We start from the raw sequence: 17,563 nt of genomic DNA, 5'->3' as shown, positions 1-17,563 counted from the left end.
CATTAATAAAAATTAATATCAGAATTTTCTTTATGTTTTATTAATTCAATCCTAAAACACAATACTGTAAATCAATACTTTAGCATTATGTTCGTTTACTATATTTCTCAATAGTATTCAATTAATATGCCATGAATTTCATGAGAAGTAAAACAATTTTAAAAAAAAGTGTAACACTTTAAAAAATATAGCATCTTTATATTAACAAATTGATTTTTTTGACACTAACCACAGAAAATATTAATAATCTGCTTGCTTTATGCAAATCTGGCAACCAACAAGCCCAGTTGGAAGTATATAACAGGTATTATAAAGCTATGTACAACACAGCCTTAAGAATTGTTAAAGATTCTTTTGAAGCAGAGGATATTATGCAAGAAGCCTTTTTATCGGCTTTTACACAATTAGACAAATTACAAGATGTTAATACATTTGGCGCATGGCTAAAACGAATTGTAGTAAACAAAAGTATTTATAGCTATAATAAAAACGGAAAACACCAAAACGTACCTATGGAATCTGTTTTATACAAGTTAGAAGATGAAAACGCTGCAATAACGAGTGAAGACTCATCACATAGTCCAAAAGTGAAATTAATTTTACAGGCTATAAACACCTTAAAAGATAATTACCGAATAGCCTTAACCTTACATTTAATTGAAGGTTACGATTATGAAGAAATTAGCACGATAACAAACGTTAGTTATGCCAATAGCCGAACAACCATATCTCGTGCTAAAGAGAAATTAAGACAAGCCCTAGAACCGATATTAAATTATTAAACATGCTATTATGAAGTTAGATGATATAGACACACTATTTAATGATTTACAATCTGAATTTGATTTAGAAACCCCAGCGGATAATCATGAAAAACGCTTTTTAAACAAACTTAATAAGCAAAACCAAAAGAAACCAACAAAAGGAAAACTGGTTAAACTCTGGTTACCCGTAATAAGCATTGCAGCATCAATAGTTTTACTTGTTACAATGGTATTAGGAGGTAATGCCCAGTCACAAGTTTCTGGATTAGCAAGTGTTTCACCAGAAATGGCCAAAACAGAAAGTTTTTTTACTTCAACAATTGCCTCTGAATTAAAAAAACTAGAAACAGAATCCAACCCCAAAACAACATTACTAATTAATGATGCTTTAAAACAATTAAAACGTTTAGAAACCGAATACGAATTACTTAAAACAGATTTATCACAAAGCGGCAATGACCAACGTGTTATTTACGCCATGATTTCTAATTTTCAAAACCGGATTGAAGTCTTAGAAAACACCCTCAAACAAATAGAACATTTAAAAGAATTAAACAGCAGCATTTTAGAAAACACGCTTTAAATTTCACATTATGAAAACATATATATCAAACACACTTGTAGCTGTATTCGCGCTACTCCCAATGTTAATTTCAGCAAATATAAATCCCGAAGAGTCCGCTAAACATAGTTTAGAAAAAACGATTAAAAAATCATATAATGTATCCGAAAAAGCCACTTTACGAATTGATAATAGTTATGGTAATTTAGATATTATTACCTGGAATCAAAACCGAATTGAAATTGTCGTGAACATTACTGTAAGCGGTAGTAATGAAGACAAAGTACGTGATAAAATTGACAACATAGATGTCCATTTTAATGCTAGCACTCATAATGTTTCCGCAGAAACCATATTTAACAAAGAAAAGTCTAATTCATGGTGGAACTGGGGTAGCAGCAGCAATATAAATATGAAAATAAATTATGTAGTTAAAATGCCCATGAGTAATTCTGTAGATTTAGAAAACGATTACGGAAGTATTACTCTCGATAAACTAGAAGGCAACGCAAAAATAAACTGCGACTATGGTAAAATAACCACGAAAGAGCTTTTAGGTACTAACAACGATATTGAATTTGACTATACTAAAAATTCCTATTTTGAATACATAAACCACGCGCGTATTAATGCCGATTATAGTGAGTTTACCATTGCTAAAGCAAAAACTATAAAACTGGAAGCCGATTATACAAATTCGCATTTTGAAACTATTGAAGACCTAGAATACGATTGTGATTACGGATCCTTAAAAGTAGATAGAGCAAATAATATATCGGGAGTTAGTGACTACCTAACCATTGTATTTGGTGATATCTATAAAAACGTCAACGTAGACGCTGATTATGGCTCTATTAAAATAAAAAACATCAAAGCTTCTGCTAAAAATTTAAAAATTGATTCTGACTATGTAGGCATCACTATTGGGTTTGAACCTACTTATCATTTCAACTTCGAAATAGATCTTGATTATGCTTCATTAAGAAATCATGATGGCTTTGAATTCAACAAGAAGCGCGTTGAATCAGTAAGTAAATATTATCAGGGCTATTATGGCTCAGAAAACACTGGAAACACACTTGAAATAAATTCAGACTATGGTAGTGTTAGCATCGAACAAAATTAAATCAATCAAATCAAAAAACAAACATTATGAAAAATCAACTCTTATTAATTGGTATCTTACTAACAACAACATTTAGTTTTGGACAATGGGGTAATAACAAAGTTACAGGAAATGGAAAAGTTATAACTATAAATAGAACCACTAGTAACTATAATGAAATAAGTTGTTCTGGACCTTTTGATTATGTACTATTCTCTGGCACCGAAGGGAAACTAGCAATACAAGGAGAAGAAAACCTGCTAAAACACATTATTACAAAAGTTGAAAACGGAAAACTTATTATAAAAACGGAACAGAATGTAAATTTAAGAACTACACGCGGAAAAACTATTACTGTACATATTCCTTTTCAGAAAATTGAAGAAGTAAGCTTATTAGGCTCTGGAGATTTATACAGTAAAGATTTAATTAATGCAGATGATTTTGAAGTAGATTTATCAGGTTCAGGTGATATAGATCTTAACGTAAAAGCCAACGAAATAGAAAGCCACTTAACGGGGTCTGGAGATATTAAACTAAGCGGACAAACCACCAACTTAGAACTAACCATTTCTGGCTCGGGAGATTACGATTGTTTTGACTTAGAATCCGAAAACACTGAAGTAAGTATTTCTGGTTCTGGAGATGTTAATGTGGTTAGTAATACCTCATTAAAAGTACGTGTTTCTGGCTCAGGTGATGTTACTTATAAAGGAAATCCATTAAAAGAAGACTCTAAAGTATCAGGATCTGGTAGTGTTAGTAAGCACTAAAAAAAAATATTGAATAAAAAAGCCCAGTTAACTTATTAACCGGGCTTTTTTATTTTTATTAAAATACTATTATTTACTGACGCTCTAAAGTATAGACATCAATAAAATCTTGGCCGTTATCAGTATAAACATCCTGATATTGCAAAGTCGTATTTGATATCTCCAAAACTTCAAGAGGATCCTCTCCTGCAATACTTAAAATATCACCTGAAAGCGTATAATTTAAAACACCATAAACATCTTCTGTATCACAATTAACACCTGAATAATCAATATTTGTTATAGTTGTAGCCGTATAGGTTTCTTCCCAATAGCAAATTCCAGAGTTATCTAATTCATCTTGCAACTCTTCTACCCCATTAGATTCTAAAGAAACAATACGCCATGTTCCAATTATACTAGCTTCTGCCGGTGTATCAGTTGTACATGTCAAAGCATCAATAGTTGCCTGAACAACACCGTTAGGATCTCCACAGGCAGCAATTTGAGCCCTTAAACTAACTTTATACGCATTACACAACACTTCATAGTTTGCATCGGTAGCATTGGCAAAGCTTTCTGCTGCTGTAGCTGCTTCTGAAGCCGCATTTAAACAATCCTCAGGCGATGTTACGGTAGTCCCATCATTCAATCCGCTATCAATTGGCTCATTATCACAAGCCGTAAATGTTAGAAAAAAAATAGAAAGCGTTAATAATGTAAATGATTTAACGTGTTTTTTCATTTTTATATAAATTTAATATTAAGTTGTTTTCAACGATTTATTAGGCACTCTAAATAATAGTATAATTCCAAACAGGAAAAAAACAAACAAGAACAGAATGGCATTTCTCATACTACCTGTTACTTGATCTATAGTGGCAAAAATAATCATACCTATTACAATTCCAATTTTTTCGGCAACATCATAAAAACTAAAATAGGATGTCGTATCATCTGTATCTGGCAAAAATTTAGAATATGTAGATCGTGCTAATGCTTGAACTCCACCCATTACTAAACCAACAAATCCGGCAGTTATATAAAAATGAATTGGAGTTGTTACAAAATAAGCAGCTACACAAAGCAGCATCCAAATACCATTTACAGCTATTAATGTTTTAATATTTCCGTATTTTTCAGAAGCTCTAGACGTTAAAAACGCTCCTAAGATAGCCACCAATTGGATAACTAAAATACTTATTATTAACCCCATTGTTTTCTGACTATCATTTGCCCATAAAATTTCCTCTTCACCAAAATAAACAGCTATCAACATAATGGTCTGAACCGACATACTAAACACAAAAAAGGCAATTAAATATCGTTTTAAACGTAAGTCTTGTTTCATTTTTTGCCAAACTTGACGCAATTCCTTAAAGCCATTTAAAACAACATTACGGGTTACTTTATCTCCTGTTTTTACTCCTTCGGGCAAAAGGTAAAAGGTATATTGACTAAATAAAATCCACCAAACACCAACCATGACAAAAGACCAGCGCATCATAACCATTTTGTCGGCTCCTGTTTCTTGGCTCATTACCATAATAAGATTGATAATTAAAAGTATCACACTTCCTACATAACCTAATGAAAAACCTCTAGCACTAATACGGTCTTGCTGTTCTGGAAATGCTATATCTGGAAGGTAAGAATTATAAAACACCAAACTTCCCCAATAACCAATTAAACCAGCAAAATAGCATAACAAACTAATATAAATATGCTCTAAACTAAACCAATATAATCCTATACAACCAATACCTCCTAGGTAACAAAAAAACTTCATAAACGTTTTTTTATTCCCCACATAATCTGCTATACCTGAAAGTAAAGGAGACAAAACCGAGACGACTAAAAATGTAAATGCCGTTACAAAAGTTATTAAAGCAGTACTTTTTAGTTCGTAACCAAAGGCATTTACAACTTTTACTTCTGAAATAAATAAGGCCGAATAAAAAATAGGAAATATAGAAGATGCTATAGTTAGTGTATAAACCGAGTTTGCCCAGTCATAAAACGCCCATGCATTTAAAAGCTTTTTACTTCCTTTTGGTAATGTTTCTTTCATAAAAAAAGCTGCCCTTTTTTTGAGCAGCTCCTAAAGTAAACAAATATTTTTAAACACCTAAAAATTTCCTAAAGGTCTAAACTCAGTAACTCCAAATTTTTGAGCTTCAGATTTAGCCTGAGGGATTAAATTGGTTAAATTTTCTATTCTAGAAGCATTTGCAGGGTGTGTACTTAAAAATTCAGGTGGCGCTTCTCCTCCACTGATCGCATCCATACGTCTCCATAAATTTGGTGCTTCCTCAGGGTTGTAACCTGCTATAGCCATTAAAATTAATCCTATTTTATCAGCTTGTGTTTCATGGCTTCTACTAAAAGGAAGCATAACCCCTACTTGTGTACCAATACCATAAGATTGGTTAAAAATATCACGTGTTTGATTATCTTCTATTAAAGCATTTCCGGCCAATGCAATACCTTGTTGAATATACGCTGCACTCATACGTTGCTGACCATGATTCGCCAATGCATGTGCTACTTCATGCCCCATAATTGTAGCTATAGCCGTTTCATTTTCTGCAATAGGCAAAATCCCTGTATAAAAAGCTATTTTACCACCTGGCATACACCAAGCGTTAACCGTTTCAGATTCAATTAAATTATATTCCCATTGATAATCTTGTAAGTAACCTTCATAACCATTAGCATTTAACCAACGTTCTGCCGAAATAGCAATACGTTGTCCCACCCGTTTTATCATTTCCGATTGCGATGTACCTGTTACAACTGGGTTTTCTGCAAGTACTTGATTGTATTGTTGAAATGCCGATGGAAACAATTGATCATTAGAAACCAATGCCATTGTTTGATTACCTGTAAATGGATTGGTAGCGCATGACACGATTAGAATAAGCGTTAATAAACTTGTAGATATATATTTAATTCTCATGAAGTATTGGAGTTTATAAGATTAAAAGTACAAAAATTGAACCATTAATTTTAATAGCTTTTAAATAGAGTTCAAATATAGTTCATAATACATTAAATTAGAAAATCCTGTTATGTTTTAAAAGCTCCTACGACCAAATAAATAAAAATTATGAAGTATTTTTTTATAGCTGCATTATTCACTACTATATTTAGTTGCAACAGTTCCGCACAGAATAATAACACCGATAAATCTGATGATTTCCCTATTACTAAAACAGATACCGAATGGCAGCAAGAATTGACCAAAATTCAATATCACGTTTTAAGAGAAGCTGGCACGGAACGCCCTTTTTCTAGTCCTTTAAATAAAAATTATCAGAAAGGAACTTACGTCTGTGCTGCTTGCTCAACACCATTATATAAAAGTGAACATAAATTTGATTCTGGTACTGGATGGCCTAGTTTTGATCGTGTAATTGATGGAAATGTTGCTTTTGGTACTGATAACGATTTGGGATATTCTAGAAATGAAGAGCATTGTGCAACTTGTGGTGGACATTTAGGACATGTTTTTGACGACGGACCAAGAAACACTACCGGAAAACGTCATTGTATAAATGGTGCCGCTTTAAAATTTATTCCTGCAAAATCATAATTAAGTATTCTTAGAAAATAAGTAAATTTACCTAAGCGTACTTTACTATGGATAACAATTTAATTACTGGTTTATACAAACAATTTGTTTACTATAAAACGGCAGGAGATAAAACACTACAACAGCTTACATTTCAAGAAATGACATGGCAATATAATGAATCTGCTAATAGTGTATCCATAATTATTAAACACATGGTTGGTAATATGTTTAGTAGGTGGACAAACTTTTTAACTGAAGATGGTGAAAAACCTTGGCGTGAGCGAGAACTAGAGTTCGAAGCGACTTATACGAGTAAGAATGATATCCTAACCAATTGGGAACGTGGTTGGAATTGTCTTTTTGACGCTCTTAAACCGTTAACAAACTCCGACCTTAATAAAATAGTCTATATCAGAAATGAAAAACACTTTGTATCAGATGCTATTTTCAGACAATTAGGACATTACTCTTATCATATTGGACAAATTGCTCAAATTGGTAAAATGTGTAAAAACGAACAATGGGAATCACTTACTATTCCAAAAGGACAGTCGGAAAAATTTAACACTGAAATGTTTAACAAACCCCAACAATAAGGCGCTTTCATAAAGCATTTATCTGCAATAGATTTTGGTATAAATCAATAACGAAATTTTAAAAATGATAATTATTTATTTTTCGCTCTTGATTTCGTAAATTCGTAGCTTCAAAAAACGATTAAAAATTTAACGATGAGTAAATACGATATTATTGTTCTTGGAAGTGGCCCTGGAGGTTACGTTACTGCTATTAGAGCATCTCAATTAGGTTTTAAAACAGCTGTAATTGAAAAAGAAAACCTTGGTGGTGTATGTTTAAACTGGGGTTGTATACCAACCAAAGCCCTTTTAAAATCGGCTCAAGTTTTTGAATACTTGAAGCATGCTGAAGATTATGGGTTATCTGTAAACGATGTAGATAAAGATTTTGATGCTGTTGTAAAACGTTCTAGAGGTGTTGCCGAAGGTATGAGCAATGGTGTTAAATTTTTAATGAAGAAAAATAAAATTGACGTTATCGAAGGTTTTGGTAAACTTAAAACTGGAAAAAAAGTAGACGTTGATGGTAAAGAATATTCTGCCGATCATATTATTGTAGCTACAGGAGCTCGTTCTCGTGAATTACCAAGTTTACCTCAAGATGGTAAGAAAGTAATTGGTTACCGCGAGGCAATGACTTTAAAAGAGCAACCTAAGAAAATGATTGTTGTTGGTTCTGGAGCTATTGGTGTAGAGTTTGCATATTTTTACAACTCTATGGGAACAGATGTAACTATTGTTGAGTATTTACCAAACGTAGTACCTGTTGAAGATGCCGACGTATCTAAACAACTAGAACGATCTTTTAAGAAGAGTGGTATCAAAATCATGACATCTTCTGAGGTTACTAAAGTAGACACATCTGGTTCAGGTGTAAAAGCTACTGTAAAAACTAAAAAAGGTGAAGAAGTACTTGAAGCAGATATCATTTTATCGGCTGTAGGTATTAAATCAAATATTGAAAATATCGGCTTAGAAGATGTTGGTATTGCTGTAGATCGAGACAAGATATTAGTAAACGATTTTTACCAAACAAACATCCCTGGTTATTATGCCATTGGAGATGTTACACCTGGTCAAGCTTTAGCTCACGTTGCTTCAGCCGAAGGTATATTATGTGTTGAAAAGATTGCTGGACAACATGTAGAAGCATTAGACTACGGTAATATTCCTGGTTGTACTTATGCATCACCAGAAATTGCATCGGTAGGATTAACAGAAAAACAAGCTAAAGAACAAGGTTACGAACTAAAAGTTGGTAAATTCCCTTTCTCTGCTTCTGGTAAAGCAAGTGCTTCAGGTGCTAAAGATGGTTTTGTAAAAGTTATCTTTGACGCTAAATATGGTGAATGGTTAGGCTGCCATATGATTGGTGCTGGTGTTACCGATATGATTGCTGAAGCTGTTTTAGGTAGAAAATTAGAAACTACTGGTCATGAAGTATTAAAAGCAGTTCACCCACACCCTACTATGAGTGAAGCGGTTATGGAAGCTGTTGCCGATGCTTATGATGAAGTAATTCACTTATAATAAATTTATTACCCATAATACGACTCATTTAAATGAGTCGTATTTTTTTTAAAATAAAAAAAGGATTTAAAATTAATTAAATCCTTTTATCTCAAATTATATATAGTATTCCCCTAAAATATATAATCCAATAGATGATCAAAGTCGTATGTATCAAGTCACCATAACAGAAGTATATACGCTTTGATCATTTTCTAATTATTTTTATTCGATTGATTGTTACCTTCATTTTTTATAGACTTATAAAAATGAAAAGATTTCTTGTAATCTCTAACCGCTCTAAAAACCATTATAGCTAAAATAAGTTCGGTTATAAATAAAAATATTGCTAAAATTATATCGTAATATGCCATTGTTTATTTTGAGTGTCTAACTTTTATTAAGACACAGACATATTTAAAAAGTCACTTATTTTTATCCAATAATTTCTACTTTACTATTAGTTACATGTTTTATTGGGTAGACTACTTTATTGTCCGCAAAAACAACAATCATAGTAATGTTATCTATAGCAGATATCACCCCTTCTTTATTATCAATTTTAATACACTGCCCAACTTGGAATGTTTTTTTAGCATAAAAACCAAGGAGTAACCTAAATATTAAATCTCTTGAGCCTAAACCAAAAGCTATTGTAAAAGCAGCTAATACGGCACCAATTATAAGAAGTAAGTTACTGGTAATAATATCGGTATTTATACCTGCCTGGTTTAAGGATATTATAGAAATAAAAACAGCCAATACAATAAACAGTATATTACTAACTATTTTAGAACCTCCAACGTCAATGGCTCTTAATAGAGATTGTAGCGACTTCTTTAAATATGTCGCGCCATACAGACCGAAAATAAAAATGGTAAGTGCACTGAAAAACTTTGGTAAATATCCAAGTAATTTTCCAACTTGATTAGATATTAACTCCAAGTCTAATAACTCAGCACCTATAATTATAAAAACGAGTATAAAAAACCATTTAACAAAAATTAGAATAATTTTTTCTGGTTTAAATTTAAAATTAGGACTTAAAAAAGATATGTCATTTAACTTTTTGGTTAAAGCATCAATTTTAGCAAACTTCAGTGATTTTTTAATTAAGAATAATAGTAACTTTAGTAGTAACCATGAAAAAAATATAAACAGTATTCCAAAGAAAAGTTTTGGTAGAAAGCCATAAATATCGGCTAATAGATCATCTAAAACATCAAAATTTAATTTCGTATTCATTGTAATTATTTTTTATTATCTGAGTTGTTTTCATTCTTTTTCATAGTGGTTAAGATATCTTCTAGTGTTTTGGGGTACTTTATTGTAATCAAACCTGTAACATCGAGTGCTAACTTAATAACATCAATATCCGCCATGACTTTTTTCTTAATAATCGTGGGAAGCTCTTCGTTATGAACTATTTTTTTAAAAGGATTGTCCATAATTAAAATGTTTTATATATTTTAATTAATCTACTTTTAGCTCGGCTAATACGCATTTTTACAGCACTTTTACCGAGTCCTAAAGCATTTTTAATCTCTTCTATGCTCATATCATCTTGATATTTCATAAAGAGTATTGATTTATCATTGGCATCTAATAAGGCTAAAGATTTTATAAACTTATCGGTATTCATTGTATAAATTTCCTCATCAGCTATTTCTGGATATACATAATTTAGAATATCTTTCTCAGAATCTTTTGAAATAAATTTATCCCTTCTTTTATTCAAATCACGCTGAACATAATTCACACAGTGATTATAGGTAAACGCATATAACCAAGTTGAAAATTTTGATTGTTGTTGGAATGTTTTGATTTTCACAAATAGCTTTACAAAAATATCATGTGTAAGATCCTGTGCTTCTTCTTTATTTTTTACAAAACTAATACATTTATGATATACCTTTTCGGCATATCTATCGTAAATCACCGAAAACAGCTCAGAACTCTTTGTCTTAACAATAAGAGCAACAAGCACTTCATCCTCCATAGAGGCTGCATTAAAATCGCTTTCAAGCTCCTCCAATTGTTCTGTTTTTTTGACGTTTTTCAAGATTGTATAAGTATTCTTAATTGAGACACAGAAACGCACAATTGGTCACAGTAAAAAATGAGAATTTTTAATTATTATCATTTTAACTTCTCGTTATACGTTTTAACAACTATTTTTAAAGAAAACTTTGTATTGCCAACTCATAACTTTGCAAGCCAAAACCAACAATTACGCCTTTTGCGTGTGGCGCAATATAGGATTGGTGCCTAAAGGATTCTCGTGCAAAAGTATTTGATATATGTACCTCTGTAACAGGTGTATTTATGCCAGAAACTGCATCTGCTATACCTACTGAAGTATGTGTAAAGGCTGCAGCATTCAGAATAATTCCATCATAAGAAAAACCTACTTCATGTAATTTATCTATAAGCTCCCCTTCAATGTTTGATTGAAAATAATCAATATTTATATTTTCAAATTTCAAAGCAAGTTCTTCTAGAAACTCTGTAAAGGTTAAACTACCATAAATTTCAGGTTCACGAACACCTAATAAATTTAAATTAGGTCCATTTATTATAATGAGTTTTTTCATGCAGTAAAGGTATAAAAAAAACCGAAGTCAAAACTCCGGTTTTTTTTTATATAATATTTACTGTGTGCTTATTAGAACATAAAGCCTACACCTACTTGCCATAATGAATTTTTAGCATCTACGTTTTCAAAAACGGTATCGTCTTTAAAAATATTAGTTAAACCAAATGTGTAACGTCCATTAACAAATATTCCATTGTCAAATTTATAAGCAGCACCTAAAGCCAAACCTGTATCAAAGTCTTTAATATAAGATTCGTCTTTGTCTATCTCAATATCACCACCATCTGAGTTTGGTTGAAAATCTAATTCTTCATGTACTTTGAAACCAAATTGCGGACCAGCTTCAACGCTTAAACCTTCAATTAAATAAACTTTAACTAAAACAGGAACTTGAATATAATCTAATTGGTACTCTATATTTTCATCTGTATCAAAAACATTATCTTGATCTATTTCCTCAACATCAAATCCTTGTCCAGAATACATCACCTCTGGTTGGATAGACAAGCGTTCTGTAATTGGGATTTCTGCTAATACACCAACATTAAAACTTGTTCGAGATTTAGGATCTTTAACATCATCACTTGTAATTGTTGTAAAATTCACACCACCTTTAGCTCCAAACATAACCGTTTTGGAATCGGATTGTGCTTGTATACTTGTTGCTGTAAAAACGGCCATTGCAGCCAATAAAATTACTTTTTTCATATCGTTATAATTTTTAAGGTTATTAACTCTGTTGCAAATGTTGCCATATTTTAAAGGAGACATTGACTTATTTAAAAAGAATAATGACACAAATAAAGATCTGAAAACAAAAAAGCCGAAGCTTTAAATCTTCGGCTTTCTTTGTATAGAAATAACATTTTATAGGTTTACAGAAATTCCTAAATTTACAGTAGACCAATAATAGTAATCACTAATACCTACATAATTTACATTTAACTGTAAACGCTCATTTACGTTAAATCCTAACATAGGTCTGAAGTAAAAACCTCCATCATCTATGTCACTTACAGCAATAGCATAACCTAAATCAACGCCTCCTACCAAACGACTGTTTAAGTTAACTCTTCCTGCTACTGCTACAGGGACATATTGATAATCTTCTACATCAACATCTCCTACTAATGGACCAAAATAATAACTGTCTCCAAAACCATGACCATAACCAGAAGCTAAACCAACAGCAATCCCTTGATTAACTTCAAATAAATAATTTGCATCTACCGTAAAGCCAAATGTAAAATCATACTGAGAATCATTTACAGGAAAACCAATGCTTGCTCCTAGATTAAATCCGGCTTGTGCGTAAGTGAACGCACCGAACATTAGTGCCACTAAACATGTTAAAATTTGTTTTTTCATAATATAATAAGTTAAATTAGTTAAACTAATATACTAACTATTTATAAGTTAACCTTTATGAAGCCAAAAAAAAACCGAAGCAATTATGCTTCGGTTTAATATTTATAAGATTTTCTTATTATAACTTAAATAAGATACCAAATGTAGCATTTCCACCAAATGGGTTAGCAACATCACCAAAACCGAAGTTAAAATCTGTAACAGTTTCACCTTTTACATCTCCTATTTCACTTTTAGCACTTGCAAAAGATAATACATTCTTTAAACCGAATGATAAAGCTATCTTCTCAGTTACGAAATAGTTGATACCTAAATCAACACCAGCACCGAAAGTACTTAATTTCTCATCTATACCACCTGCTTTGTTTTTGTCATTTGAAAAACCAAAACCAAGCTCTGTAAACGTTTTAAAACGCTCACCTAAATCTAAAAAGTAGTAACGTGCAAATACTCCTGCTCCAAAACCTGAAACATCAGCAACTTCAACACCTGCAACATCTTGATTAAATGTATTGAAAGATAAATCAACACCAGCAGCTAAATCTTCAGTAAAGAAATATCCTGCTTTTGGCTTGATAGAAAAACGATTTTGCTTATCATCCGTATTCTTATCATTTGAACTATTGAATCCAACGGTTCCTTCAATAAAGATATCACCTTCAGAGAATCCAAAAGTTTTTTCATCTTCTTGTGCATGCACACTTGTAAAACCTAATACTGCAACAGCAGCTGTAAATAATAATTTTTTCATTGATAATTTTAATTTAGTTTTTAAATTATTTGAACGGGCAAAAATAATCCCAATCAGCATATCAACCAAATTAAAAATGAGTGATGAAAATAATAATTACTAACCTAACTTTTTAGCTATTTTTTAACAATAGCTTAGGTTTTGAGCCTTTTTAAACAATTTTAGAAGCCAAATTCCACTCCAAAATTAAAGGAATTAAAACCACTTCCGCTAACGTAACTACCTCCATAATAGGTGTCTCCATAATCAACACCTCCTGAAATACTCTGAAAGGATGCAATTAGTGCTAAAGCCCCTAAATCGAACCCAAATTTTGGTCGTGCATAAAACCCTGATTTAGCATCGCCAGATACATTTACGCCAACACCTAAATCAAGACCTCCAAAGAACTTACGGTCCGCGAAATAATATCTTGCGGAAGCTGCTATAGGAATAAATGAGGCATCTTTATAGTCTTCAATGACCACAAAATCTTCATCCCAAAATGACGAATAGTTGTAACTTCCATCAGCTATAAAGTGTGTATAGCCAACTAAACCTCCTACTTCTAGGTTATCTATAACTTCAAATAAATAAGCACCGTCAAATCCAAAATTAAAAGCAGAAATGTCGCTTGTAGCACTTAATGGTAAACCTATATTAGCTCCCACATAAAAACCTCCTGATTTGGCTTTTTCCATAATATCCTGTGCCTGAATTGTTACAAATGAGAAAACAAATAAGGCTGCAAATAGTACTGATCTTTTCATAATTAATTATTTTAAAAGTTTATATTACTACTAAAAGTATGGTTTTCAAAGAAATAAAAAAAAGAAATTAAACTTTTAATTAATAAAAGTCATACTTTTAAATACAAACACATAAACAGGTAAGTCTCCTCGTTTTAAACCTTTTCATTACTTTTATAGCTTTAATACTAATAAACCAATGACCTGGATACAAGCCATACATGATTTTAGTCTGTATTTAAAAATTGAACGTGGCCTATCAGATAACACCATTGATAGTTACACATTTGATATTGAAAAACTTATACGTTATTTAGAAACGCATACAATAGTATCTTCGCCAATAAATATCTCTCATGAAACCATACAACAGTTTATATATGAGGTTTCTAAAAATATAAATCCCCGTTCACAGTCTCGTATTATTTCTGGTTTAAGAAGTTTTTTTAGTTATTTAATTTTTGAAGATTATAGAACCGATAATCCTTTAGATTTAATAGAATCACCTAGAATAGGCCGTAAACTTCCGGACACATTAAGTCTATCGGACATTGATCGAATAATAAGCGCTATTGACTTAAGTAAAGAGTATAATAATGTTCGGATTGGTGAGCGCGATCGTACTATGTTAGAAATGCTTTATAGTTGTGGTTTACGAGTGAGTGAACTTGTAAATTTAAAATTATCTGATTTATTTTTTGAAGAAGGCTTTATTAATATAACTGGTAAAGGCGATAAACAACGTTTTGTTCCTATTAGTCCTACTACACAAAACCTAGTTACCTTATATATTGAAACAGTAAGACCTAGTATTTCTATACAAAAAGCTTTTGCAGACACCTTGTTTTTAAACAACCGTGGCAAACAACTAACACGCGCTATGGTTTTTACTATAATTAAAAGATTGGCTGCCGAAATAAACTTAAATAAAACTATTTCTCCCCATACATTCCGACATTCGTTTGCCACGCACTTATTAGAAAATGGCGCCGATTTAAGAGCCATACAAATGATGTTAGGTCATGAAAGTATCACCACAACTGAAATTTATGTTCATCTAGATAAAAAACAGCTCAAAAAGGTTATCCAAACCTTTCACCCTAGAAAATAAAAAAAGCCCTTCTAAAACTAGAAGGACTTTATATAATACATTTATTAAATATTATTTTGCAATATTAACAGCACGCGTTTCACGAATAACTGTTACTTTAACTTGTCCTGGATAAGTCATATCCGTTTGGATTTTCTGTGAAATATTAAACGATAAATCTACAGCTTTTTGATCATCAACTTTTTCGCTTTCTACAATAACACGTAATTCACGTCCTGCTTGAATAGCATAAGCTTTTTTAACGCCTCCAAAACCAAAAGCAATATCTTCTAAATCTTTTAGACGTTGAATATAACTGTCTAACACCTGACGTCTTGCTCCTGGTCTTGCTCCAGATATTGCATCACATACTTGAACAATAGGTGCTAATAACGATTTCATTTCTATTTCATCATGGTGAGCTCCTATGGCATTACATACATCATCTTTCTCACCATATTTCTCAGCCCATTGCATACCTAAAATAGCGTGTGGTGTTTCCATATCTGCTTCCGCATCTGGCACTTTTCCAATATCATGTAATAATCCAGCACGTTTAGCCAATTTAGGATTTAAACCTAGTTCAGCGGCCATTATACCACAAAGTTTAGCTACTTCACGTGAGTGTTGTAATAAATTTTGTCCGTAAGACGAACGGTACTTCATACGTCCTACCATTTTTATTAATTCAGGATGTAAATTATGAATACCTAAATCTATTATAGTACGCTTACCAACCTCAATAATTTCTTGCTCTATTTGTTTTGTTGTTTTCTGAACAACTTCTTCAATACGTGCCGGATGAATACGTCCATCTGTTACTAATTTATGTAAAGATAAACGAGCTATTTCACGACGAACAGAATCAAAACAAGAAAGGATAATGGCTTCTGGTGTATCATCTACAATAATTTCTACACCCGTTGCAGCTTCAATTGCACGAATATTTCGTCCTTCACGACCAATAATACGTCCTTTAACATCGTCTGATTCAATATTAAATACAGATACACAGTTATCAACAGCTTCTTCTGTACCAATACGTTGGATTGTATTAATAATTATCTTTTTAGCCTCCTGTTGTGCTGTAAGTTTAGATTCTTCAATAGTACTCTGAATAAAAGCTAAAGCATCGTTTTTAGCTTCACCTTTAAGAGATTCCATTAATTGCGATTTAGCTTCTTCAGCAGATAAACTAGAAATAACTTCTAATTGCTCAACTTGACTTCTGTGTAACCTATCAACCTCTTCTTGTTTCTTTTCAACTACTTCTAGACGGTAGTTGTAATCTTTTAATTTATTTTCTAAACTTTCGTTTAATTTTTTATTCTTTGAAAGCTCCCCTGACAGTTGAGATTCCTTGTCTCTAGTACGTTTTTCGGCATCTGCCATTTTTTTATCTCGTGATAAGATAACTTTTTCATGTTCAGACTTCAGCTCAATAAATTTTTCTTTGGCCTGTAAAATTTTATCTTTTTTAAGCGATTCTCCTTCGCTTTTAGCTTCTTTCAATATAGCTGATGCTGATTTCTTTGCACCTTTTATAACTTTTGATGCATTATTGCGCTCCAATATTTTTGCTATTATGAAGCCGATAATGATACCTAATAATATTCCCCCTACAATAATAATTGTATTATCCATTTTCTAGTTAATTAATTTATATAAAAAAAGCCTGCACCAGAATAAAGTTTTGTATAAACTCCTTAAAACAAGTTTAGGGATACCAAGCTGATCAAGGGTCTGTTCGAGATACTGAATAAATTCAGCACTAACAGCATGCTTTTACAACTTAAACTCACCCTTTTTAAAGAATTCGTGTTGAGTTTATCAAAAAAAATAACTAATGCAGGCAGTAAACCTTTATTTTATTTATAAGAACGTTAAGAGTCTAAATGCGTGTCTAATAACTGGTTTAAAGCGTCTAACTTTAATTCTACAGCTTCATTCACATATGCTTTATCTAATGATTTCTGTTCTACTTGTGTTGCAAACTGCAAGGCACACATGGCCAAAACATCTTGCTTATCTTGAACAGAATAACTTTGCTCAAATTGTTTTATCATAGCCTCAATATTTTTGGCTGCTTTACGCAACCCTTCTTCTTGGCTAGGTGCTATTGTTAATGGGTAAACCCTATTAGCAATTGATAATTTTATTTTTAGTTTTTCCGACATAGAAAA

General features: G+C 31.9%; 21 protein-coding genes and 1 other RNA gene. 8 read left to right on the top strand and 14 right to left on the bottom strand.

The window, feature by feature from the left end; genetic code table 11:
• Positions 1-218: 218 nt before the first annotated feature.
• Genes ACW5R3_RS07060 through ACW5R3_RS07045 form a run of 4 tightly spaced genes read left to right on the top strand, consistent with a single transcriptional unit; the run spans position 219 to position 3,204 of the window.
• A complete protein-coding gene (locus ACW5R3_RS07060) occupies positions 219-782 on the top strand; it encodes an RNA polymerase sigma factor (protein WP_456576304.1) in 564 nt (187 codons plus the stop codon).
• Positions 783-792: 10 nt separating this feature from the next.
• On the top strand, positions 793-1,347 hold the full coding sequence (locus ACW5R3_RS07055) for a hypothetical protein (RefSeq protein WP_456576303.1): 555 nt from the start codon (positions 793-795) through the stop codon (positions 1,345-1,347).
• A 10-nt stretch (positions 1,348-1,357) separates the two neighbouring features.
• Positions 1,358-2,452: a hypothetical protein gene (locus ACW5R3_RS07050; RefSeq protein WP_456576302.1), complete on the top strand. Its 1,095-nt coding sequence runs from the start codon at positions 1,358-1,360 to the stop codon at positions 2,450-2,452.
• 26 nt (positions 2,453-2,478) lie between these two features.
• The gene (locus ACW5R3_RS07045; protein WP_456576301.1) at positions 2,479-3,204 is read left to right on the top strand and encodes a head GIN domain-containing protein; all 726 of its coding nucleotides are present in this window, start codon (positions 2,479-2,481) and stop codon (positions 3,202-3,204) included.
• A gap of 73 nt (positions 3,205-3,277) precedes the next feature.
• On the opposite strand, the gene ACW5R3_RS07040 is transcribed toward ACW5R3_RS07045, so the two are convergent.
• The 3 genes from ACW5R3_RS07040 to ACW5R3_RS07030 are packed head-to-tail and all read right to left on the bottom strand — an operon-like array spanning position 3,278 to position 6,142.
• On the bottom strand, positions 3,278-3,928 hold the full coding sequence (locus ACW5R3_RS07040) for a lipocalin family protein (protein ID WP_456576300.1): 651 nt from the start codon (positions 3,926-3,928) through the stop codon (positions 3,278-3,280).
• 18 nt (positions 3,929-3,946) lie between these two features.
• A complete protein-coding gene (locus ACW5R3_RS07035) occupies positions 3,947-5,254 on the bottom strand; it encodes an MFS transporter (protein ID WP_456576299.1) in 1,308 nt (435 codons plus the stop codon).
• 57 nt (positions 5,255-5,311) lie between these two features.
• The gene (locus ACW5R3_RS07030; RefSeq protein ID WP_456576298.1) at positions 5,312-6,142 is read right to left on the bottom strand and encodes a M48 family metallopeptidase; all 831 of its coding nucleotides are present in this window, start codon (positions 6,140-6,142) and stop codon (positions 5,312-5,314) included.
• Positions 6,143-6,292: 150 nt separating this feature from the next.
• Between ACW5R3_RS07030 and msrB the strand changes: the two genes are divergently transcribed.
• The 3 genes from msrB to lpdA all read left to right on the top strand — a co-directional run bounded on the left by msrB (position 6,293) and on the right by lpdA (position 8,868).
• Positions 6,293-6,778 carry a peptide-methionine (R)-S-oxide reductase MsrB gene (gene msrB / locus ACW5R3_RS07025; protein ID WP_456576297.1) on the top strand — a complete coding sequence of 162 codons (486 nt, stop codon included), beginning with the start codon at positions 6,293-6,295 and terminating at the stop codon, positions 6,776-6,778.
• Between the two features lie 47 nt (positions 6,779-6,825).
• Positions 6,826-7,356: a DUF1572 family protein gene (locus tag ACW5R3_RS07020; RefSeq protein ID WP_456576296.1), complete on the top strand. Its 531-nt coding sequence runs from the start codon at positions 6,826-6,828 to the stop codon at positions 7,354-7,356.
• Between the two features lie 135 nt (positions 7,357-7,491).
• Entirely contained in the window at positions 7,492-8,868 is a 1,377-nt protein-coding gene (lpdA, locus tag ACW5R3_RS07015; RefSeq protein WP_456576295.1) for a dihydrolipoyl dehydrogenase, read from the top strand.
• A gap of 414 nt (positions 8,869-9,282) precedes the next feature.
• On the opposite strand, the gene ACW5R3_RS07010 is transcribed toward lpdA, so the two are convergent.
• The 8 genes from ACW5R3_RS07010 to ACW5R3_RS06975 all read right to left on the bottom strand — a co-directional run bounded on the left by ACW5R3_RS07010 (position 9,283) and on the right by ACW5R3_RS06975 (position 14,311).
• The gene (locus ACW5R3_RS07010) at positions 9,283-10,092 is read right to left on the bottom strand and encodes a mechanosensitive ion channel family protein (RefSeq protein WP_456576294.1); all 810 of its coding nucleotides are present in this window, start codon (positions 10,090-10,092) and stop codon (positions 9,283-9,285) included.
• Between the two features lie 5 nt (positions 10,093-10,097).
• Positions 10,098-10,295 carry a hypothetical protein gene (locus ACW5R3_RS07005; RefSeq protein ID WP_456576293.1) on the bottom strand — a complete coding sequence of 66 codons (198 nt, stop codon included), beginning with the start codon at positions 10,293-10,295 and terminating at the stop codon, positions 10,098-10,100.
• A 2-nt stretch (positions 10,296-10,297) separates the two neighbouring features.
• Complete coding sequence (locus ACW5R3_RS07000; RefSeq protein ID WP_456576292.1) at positions 10,298-10,909, bottom strand: RNA polymerase sigma factor; 612 nt, start codon at positions 10,907-10,909, stop codon at positions 10,298-10,300.
• Positions 10,910-11,024: 115 nt separating this feature from the next.
• Positions 11,025-11,441 (bottom strand): type II 3-dehydroquinate dehydratase, encoded by a 417-nt coding sequence (aroQ, locus tag ACW5R3_RS06995; RefSeq protein WP_456576291.1) that lies wholly within the window; start codon positions 11,439-11,441, stop codon positions 11,025-11,027.
• Positions 11,442-11,512: 71 nt separating this feature from the next.
• Positions 11,513-12,151 carry a porin family protein gene (locus ACW5R3_RS06990; RefSeq protein WP_456576290.1) on the bottom strand — a complete coding sequence of 213 codons (639 nt, stop codon included), beginning with the start codon at positions 12,149-12,151 and terminating at the stop codon, positions 11,513-11,515.
• A 159-nt stretch (positions 12,152-12,310) separates the two neighbouring features.
• Positions 12,311-12,811, bottom strand: a complete 501-nt coding sequence (locus ACW5R3_RS06985) for a hypothetical protein (protein WP_456576289.1) — start codon at positions 12,809-12,811, stop codon at positions 12,311-12,313.
• A 118-nt stretch (positions 12,812-12,929) separates the two neighbouring features.
• Positions 12,930-13,562, bottom strand: coding sequence for an outer membrane beta-barrel protein (locus ACW5R3_RS06980; protein WP_456576288.1), 633 nt, complete (start codon positions 13,560-13,562; stop codon positions 12,930-12,932).
• 161 nt (positions 13,563-13,723) lie between these two features.
• On the bottom strand, positions 13,724-14,311 hold the full coding sequence (locus ACW5R3_RS06975; protein WP_456576287.1) for a hypothetical protein: 588 nt from the start codon (positions 14,309-14,311) through the stop codon (positions 13,724-13,726).
• Positions 14,312-14,489: 178 nt separating this feature from the next.
• Here ACW5R3_RS06975 and xerD point away from each other — a divergent pair, with 178 nt between their 5' ends.
• Positions 14,490-15,401, top strand: coding sequence for a site-specific tyrosine recombinase XerD (gene xerD, locus ACW5R3_RS06970; protein WP_456576286.1), 912 nt, complete (start codon positions 14,490-14,492; stop codon positions 15,399-15,401).
• A 51-nt stretch (positions 15,402-15,452) separates the two neighbouring features.
• On the opposite strand, the gene rny is transcribed toward xerD, so the two are convergent.
• The 3 genes from rny to ACW5R3_RS06955 form a co-directional block, all read right to left on the bottom strand.
• Complete coding sequence (gene rny / locus ACW5R3_RS06965) at positions 15,453-17,024, bottom strand: ribonuclease Y (protein ID WP_456576285.1); 1,572 nt, start codon at positions 17,022-17,024, stop codon at positions 15,453-15,455.
• Positions 17,025-17,079: 55 nt separating this feature from the next.
• Positions 17,080-17,207: non-coding RNA, 6S RNA (gene ssrS / locus ACW5R3_RS06960), on the bottom strand.
• Between the two features lie 56 nt (positions 17,208-17,263).
• A complete protein-coding gene (locus tag ACW5R3_RS06955; RefSeq protein WP_456576284.1) occupies positions 17,264-17,557 on the bottom strand; it encodes a cell division protein ZapA in 294 nt (97 codons plus the stop codon).
• Between the last annotated feature and the right edge of the window lie 6 nt (positions 17,558-17,563).

The organism is Algorimicrobium bowmanii, assembly GCF_054031195.1.
The sequence above is the reverse complement of the archived record's forward strand: the minus strand, read 5'-3'. Positions and strand labels throughout refer to the sequence as shown.

What these genes read in the sequence shown, in the direction of transcription:
- ACW5R3_RS07055 (WP_456576303.1), top strand. Translation starts at nt 793, where the DNA reads ATGAAGTTAGATGATATAGACACACTATTTAATGATTTACAATCTGAA.
- ACW5R3_RS07050 (WP_456576302.1), top strand. Translation starts at nt 1,358, where the DNA reads ATGAAAACATATATATCAAACACACTTGTAGCTGTATTCGCGCTACTC.
- ACW5R3_RS07045 (WP_456576301.1), top strand. Translation starts at nt 2,479, where the DNA reads ATGAAAAATCAACTCTTATTAATTGGTATCTTACTAACAACAACATTT.
- ACW5R3_RS07040 (WP_456576300.1), bottom strand. Translation starts at nt 3,928, where the DNA reads ATGAAAAAACACGTTAAATCATTTACATTATTAACGCTTTCTATTTTT.
- ACW5R3_RS07035 (WP_456576299.1), bottom strand. Translation starts at nt 5,254, where the DNA reads ATGAAAGAAACATTACCAAAAGGAAGTAAAAAGCTTTTAAATGCATGG.
- ACW5R3_RS07030 (WP_456576298.1), bottom strand. Translation starts at nt 6,142, where the DNA reads ATGAGAATTAAATATATATCTACAAGTTTATTAACGCTTATTCTAATC.
- msrB (WP_456576297.1), top strand. Translation starts at nt 6,293, where the DNA reads ATGAAGTATTTTTTTATAGCTGCATTATTCACTACTATATTTAGTTGC.
- ACW5R3_RS07020 (WP_456576296.1), top strand. Translation starts at nt 6,826, where the DNA reads ATGGATAACAATTTAATTACTGGTTTATACAAACAATTTGTTTACTAT.
- lpdA (WP_456576295.1), top strand. Translation starts at nt 7,492, where the DNA reads ATGAGTAAATACGATATTATTGTTCTTGGAAGTGGCCCTGGAGGTTAC.
- ACW5R3_RS07010 (WP_456576294.1), bottom strand. Translation starts at nt 10,092, where the DNA reads ATGAATACGAAATTAAATTTTGATGTTTTAGATGATCTATTAGCCGAT.
- ACW5R3_RS07005 (WP_456576293.1), bottom strand. Translation starts at nt 10,295, where the DNA reads ATGGACAATCCTTTTAAAAAAATAGTTCATAACGAAGAGCTTCCCACG.
- aroQ (WP_456576291.1), bottom strand. Translation starts at nt 11,441, where the DNA reads ATGAAAAAACTCATTATAATAAATGGACCTAATTTAAATTTATTAGGT.
- ACW5R3_RS06990 (WP_456576290.1), bottom strand. Translation starts at nt 12,151, where the DNA reads ATGAAAAAAGTAATTTTATTGGCTGCAATGGCCGTTTTTACAGCAACA.
- ACW5R3_RS06985 (WP_456576289.1), bottom strand. Translation starts at nt 12,811, where the DNA reads ATGAAAAAACAAATTTTAACATGTTTAGTGGCACTAATGTTCGGTGCG.
- ACW5R3_RS06980 (WP_456576288.1), bottom strand. Translation starts at nt 13,562, where the DNA reads ATGAAAAAATTATTATTTACAGCTGCTGTTGCAGTATTAGGTTTTACA.
- ACW5R3_RS06975 (WP_456576287.1), bottom strand. Translation starts at nt 14,311, where the DNA reads ATGAAAAGATCAGTACTATTTGCAGCCTTATTTGTTTTCTCATTTGTA.
- xerD (WP_456576286.1), top strand. Translation starts at nt 14,490, where the DNA reads ATGACCTGGATACAAGCCATACATGATTTTAGTCTGTATTTAAAAATT.
- rny (WP_456576285.1), bottom strand. Translation starts at nt 17,024, where the DNA reads ATGGATAATACAATTATTATTGTAGGGGGAATATTATTAGGTATCATT.
- ACW5R3_RS06955 (WP_456576284.1), bottom strand. Translation starts at nt 17,557, where the DNA reads ATGTCGGAAAAACTAAAAATAAAATTATCAATTGCTAATAGGGTTTAC.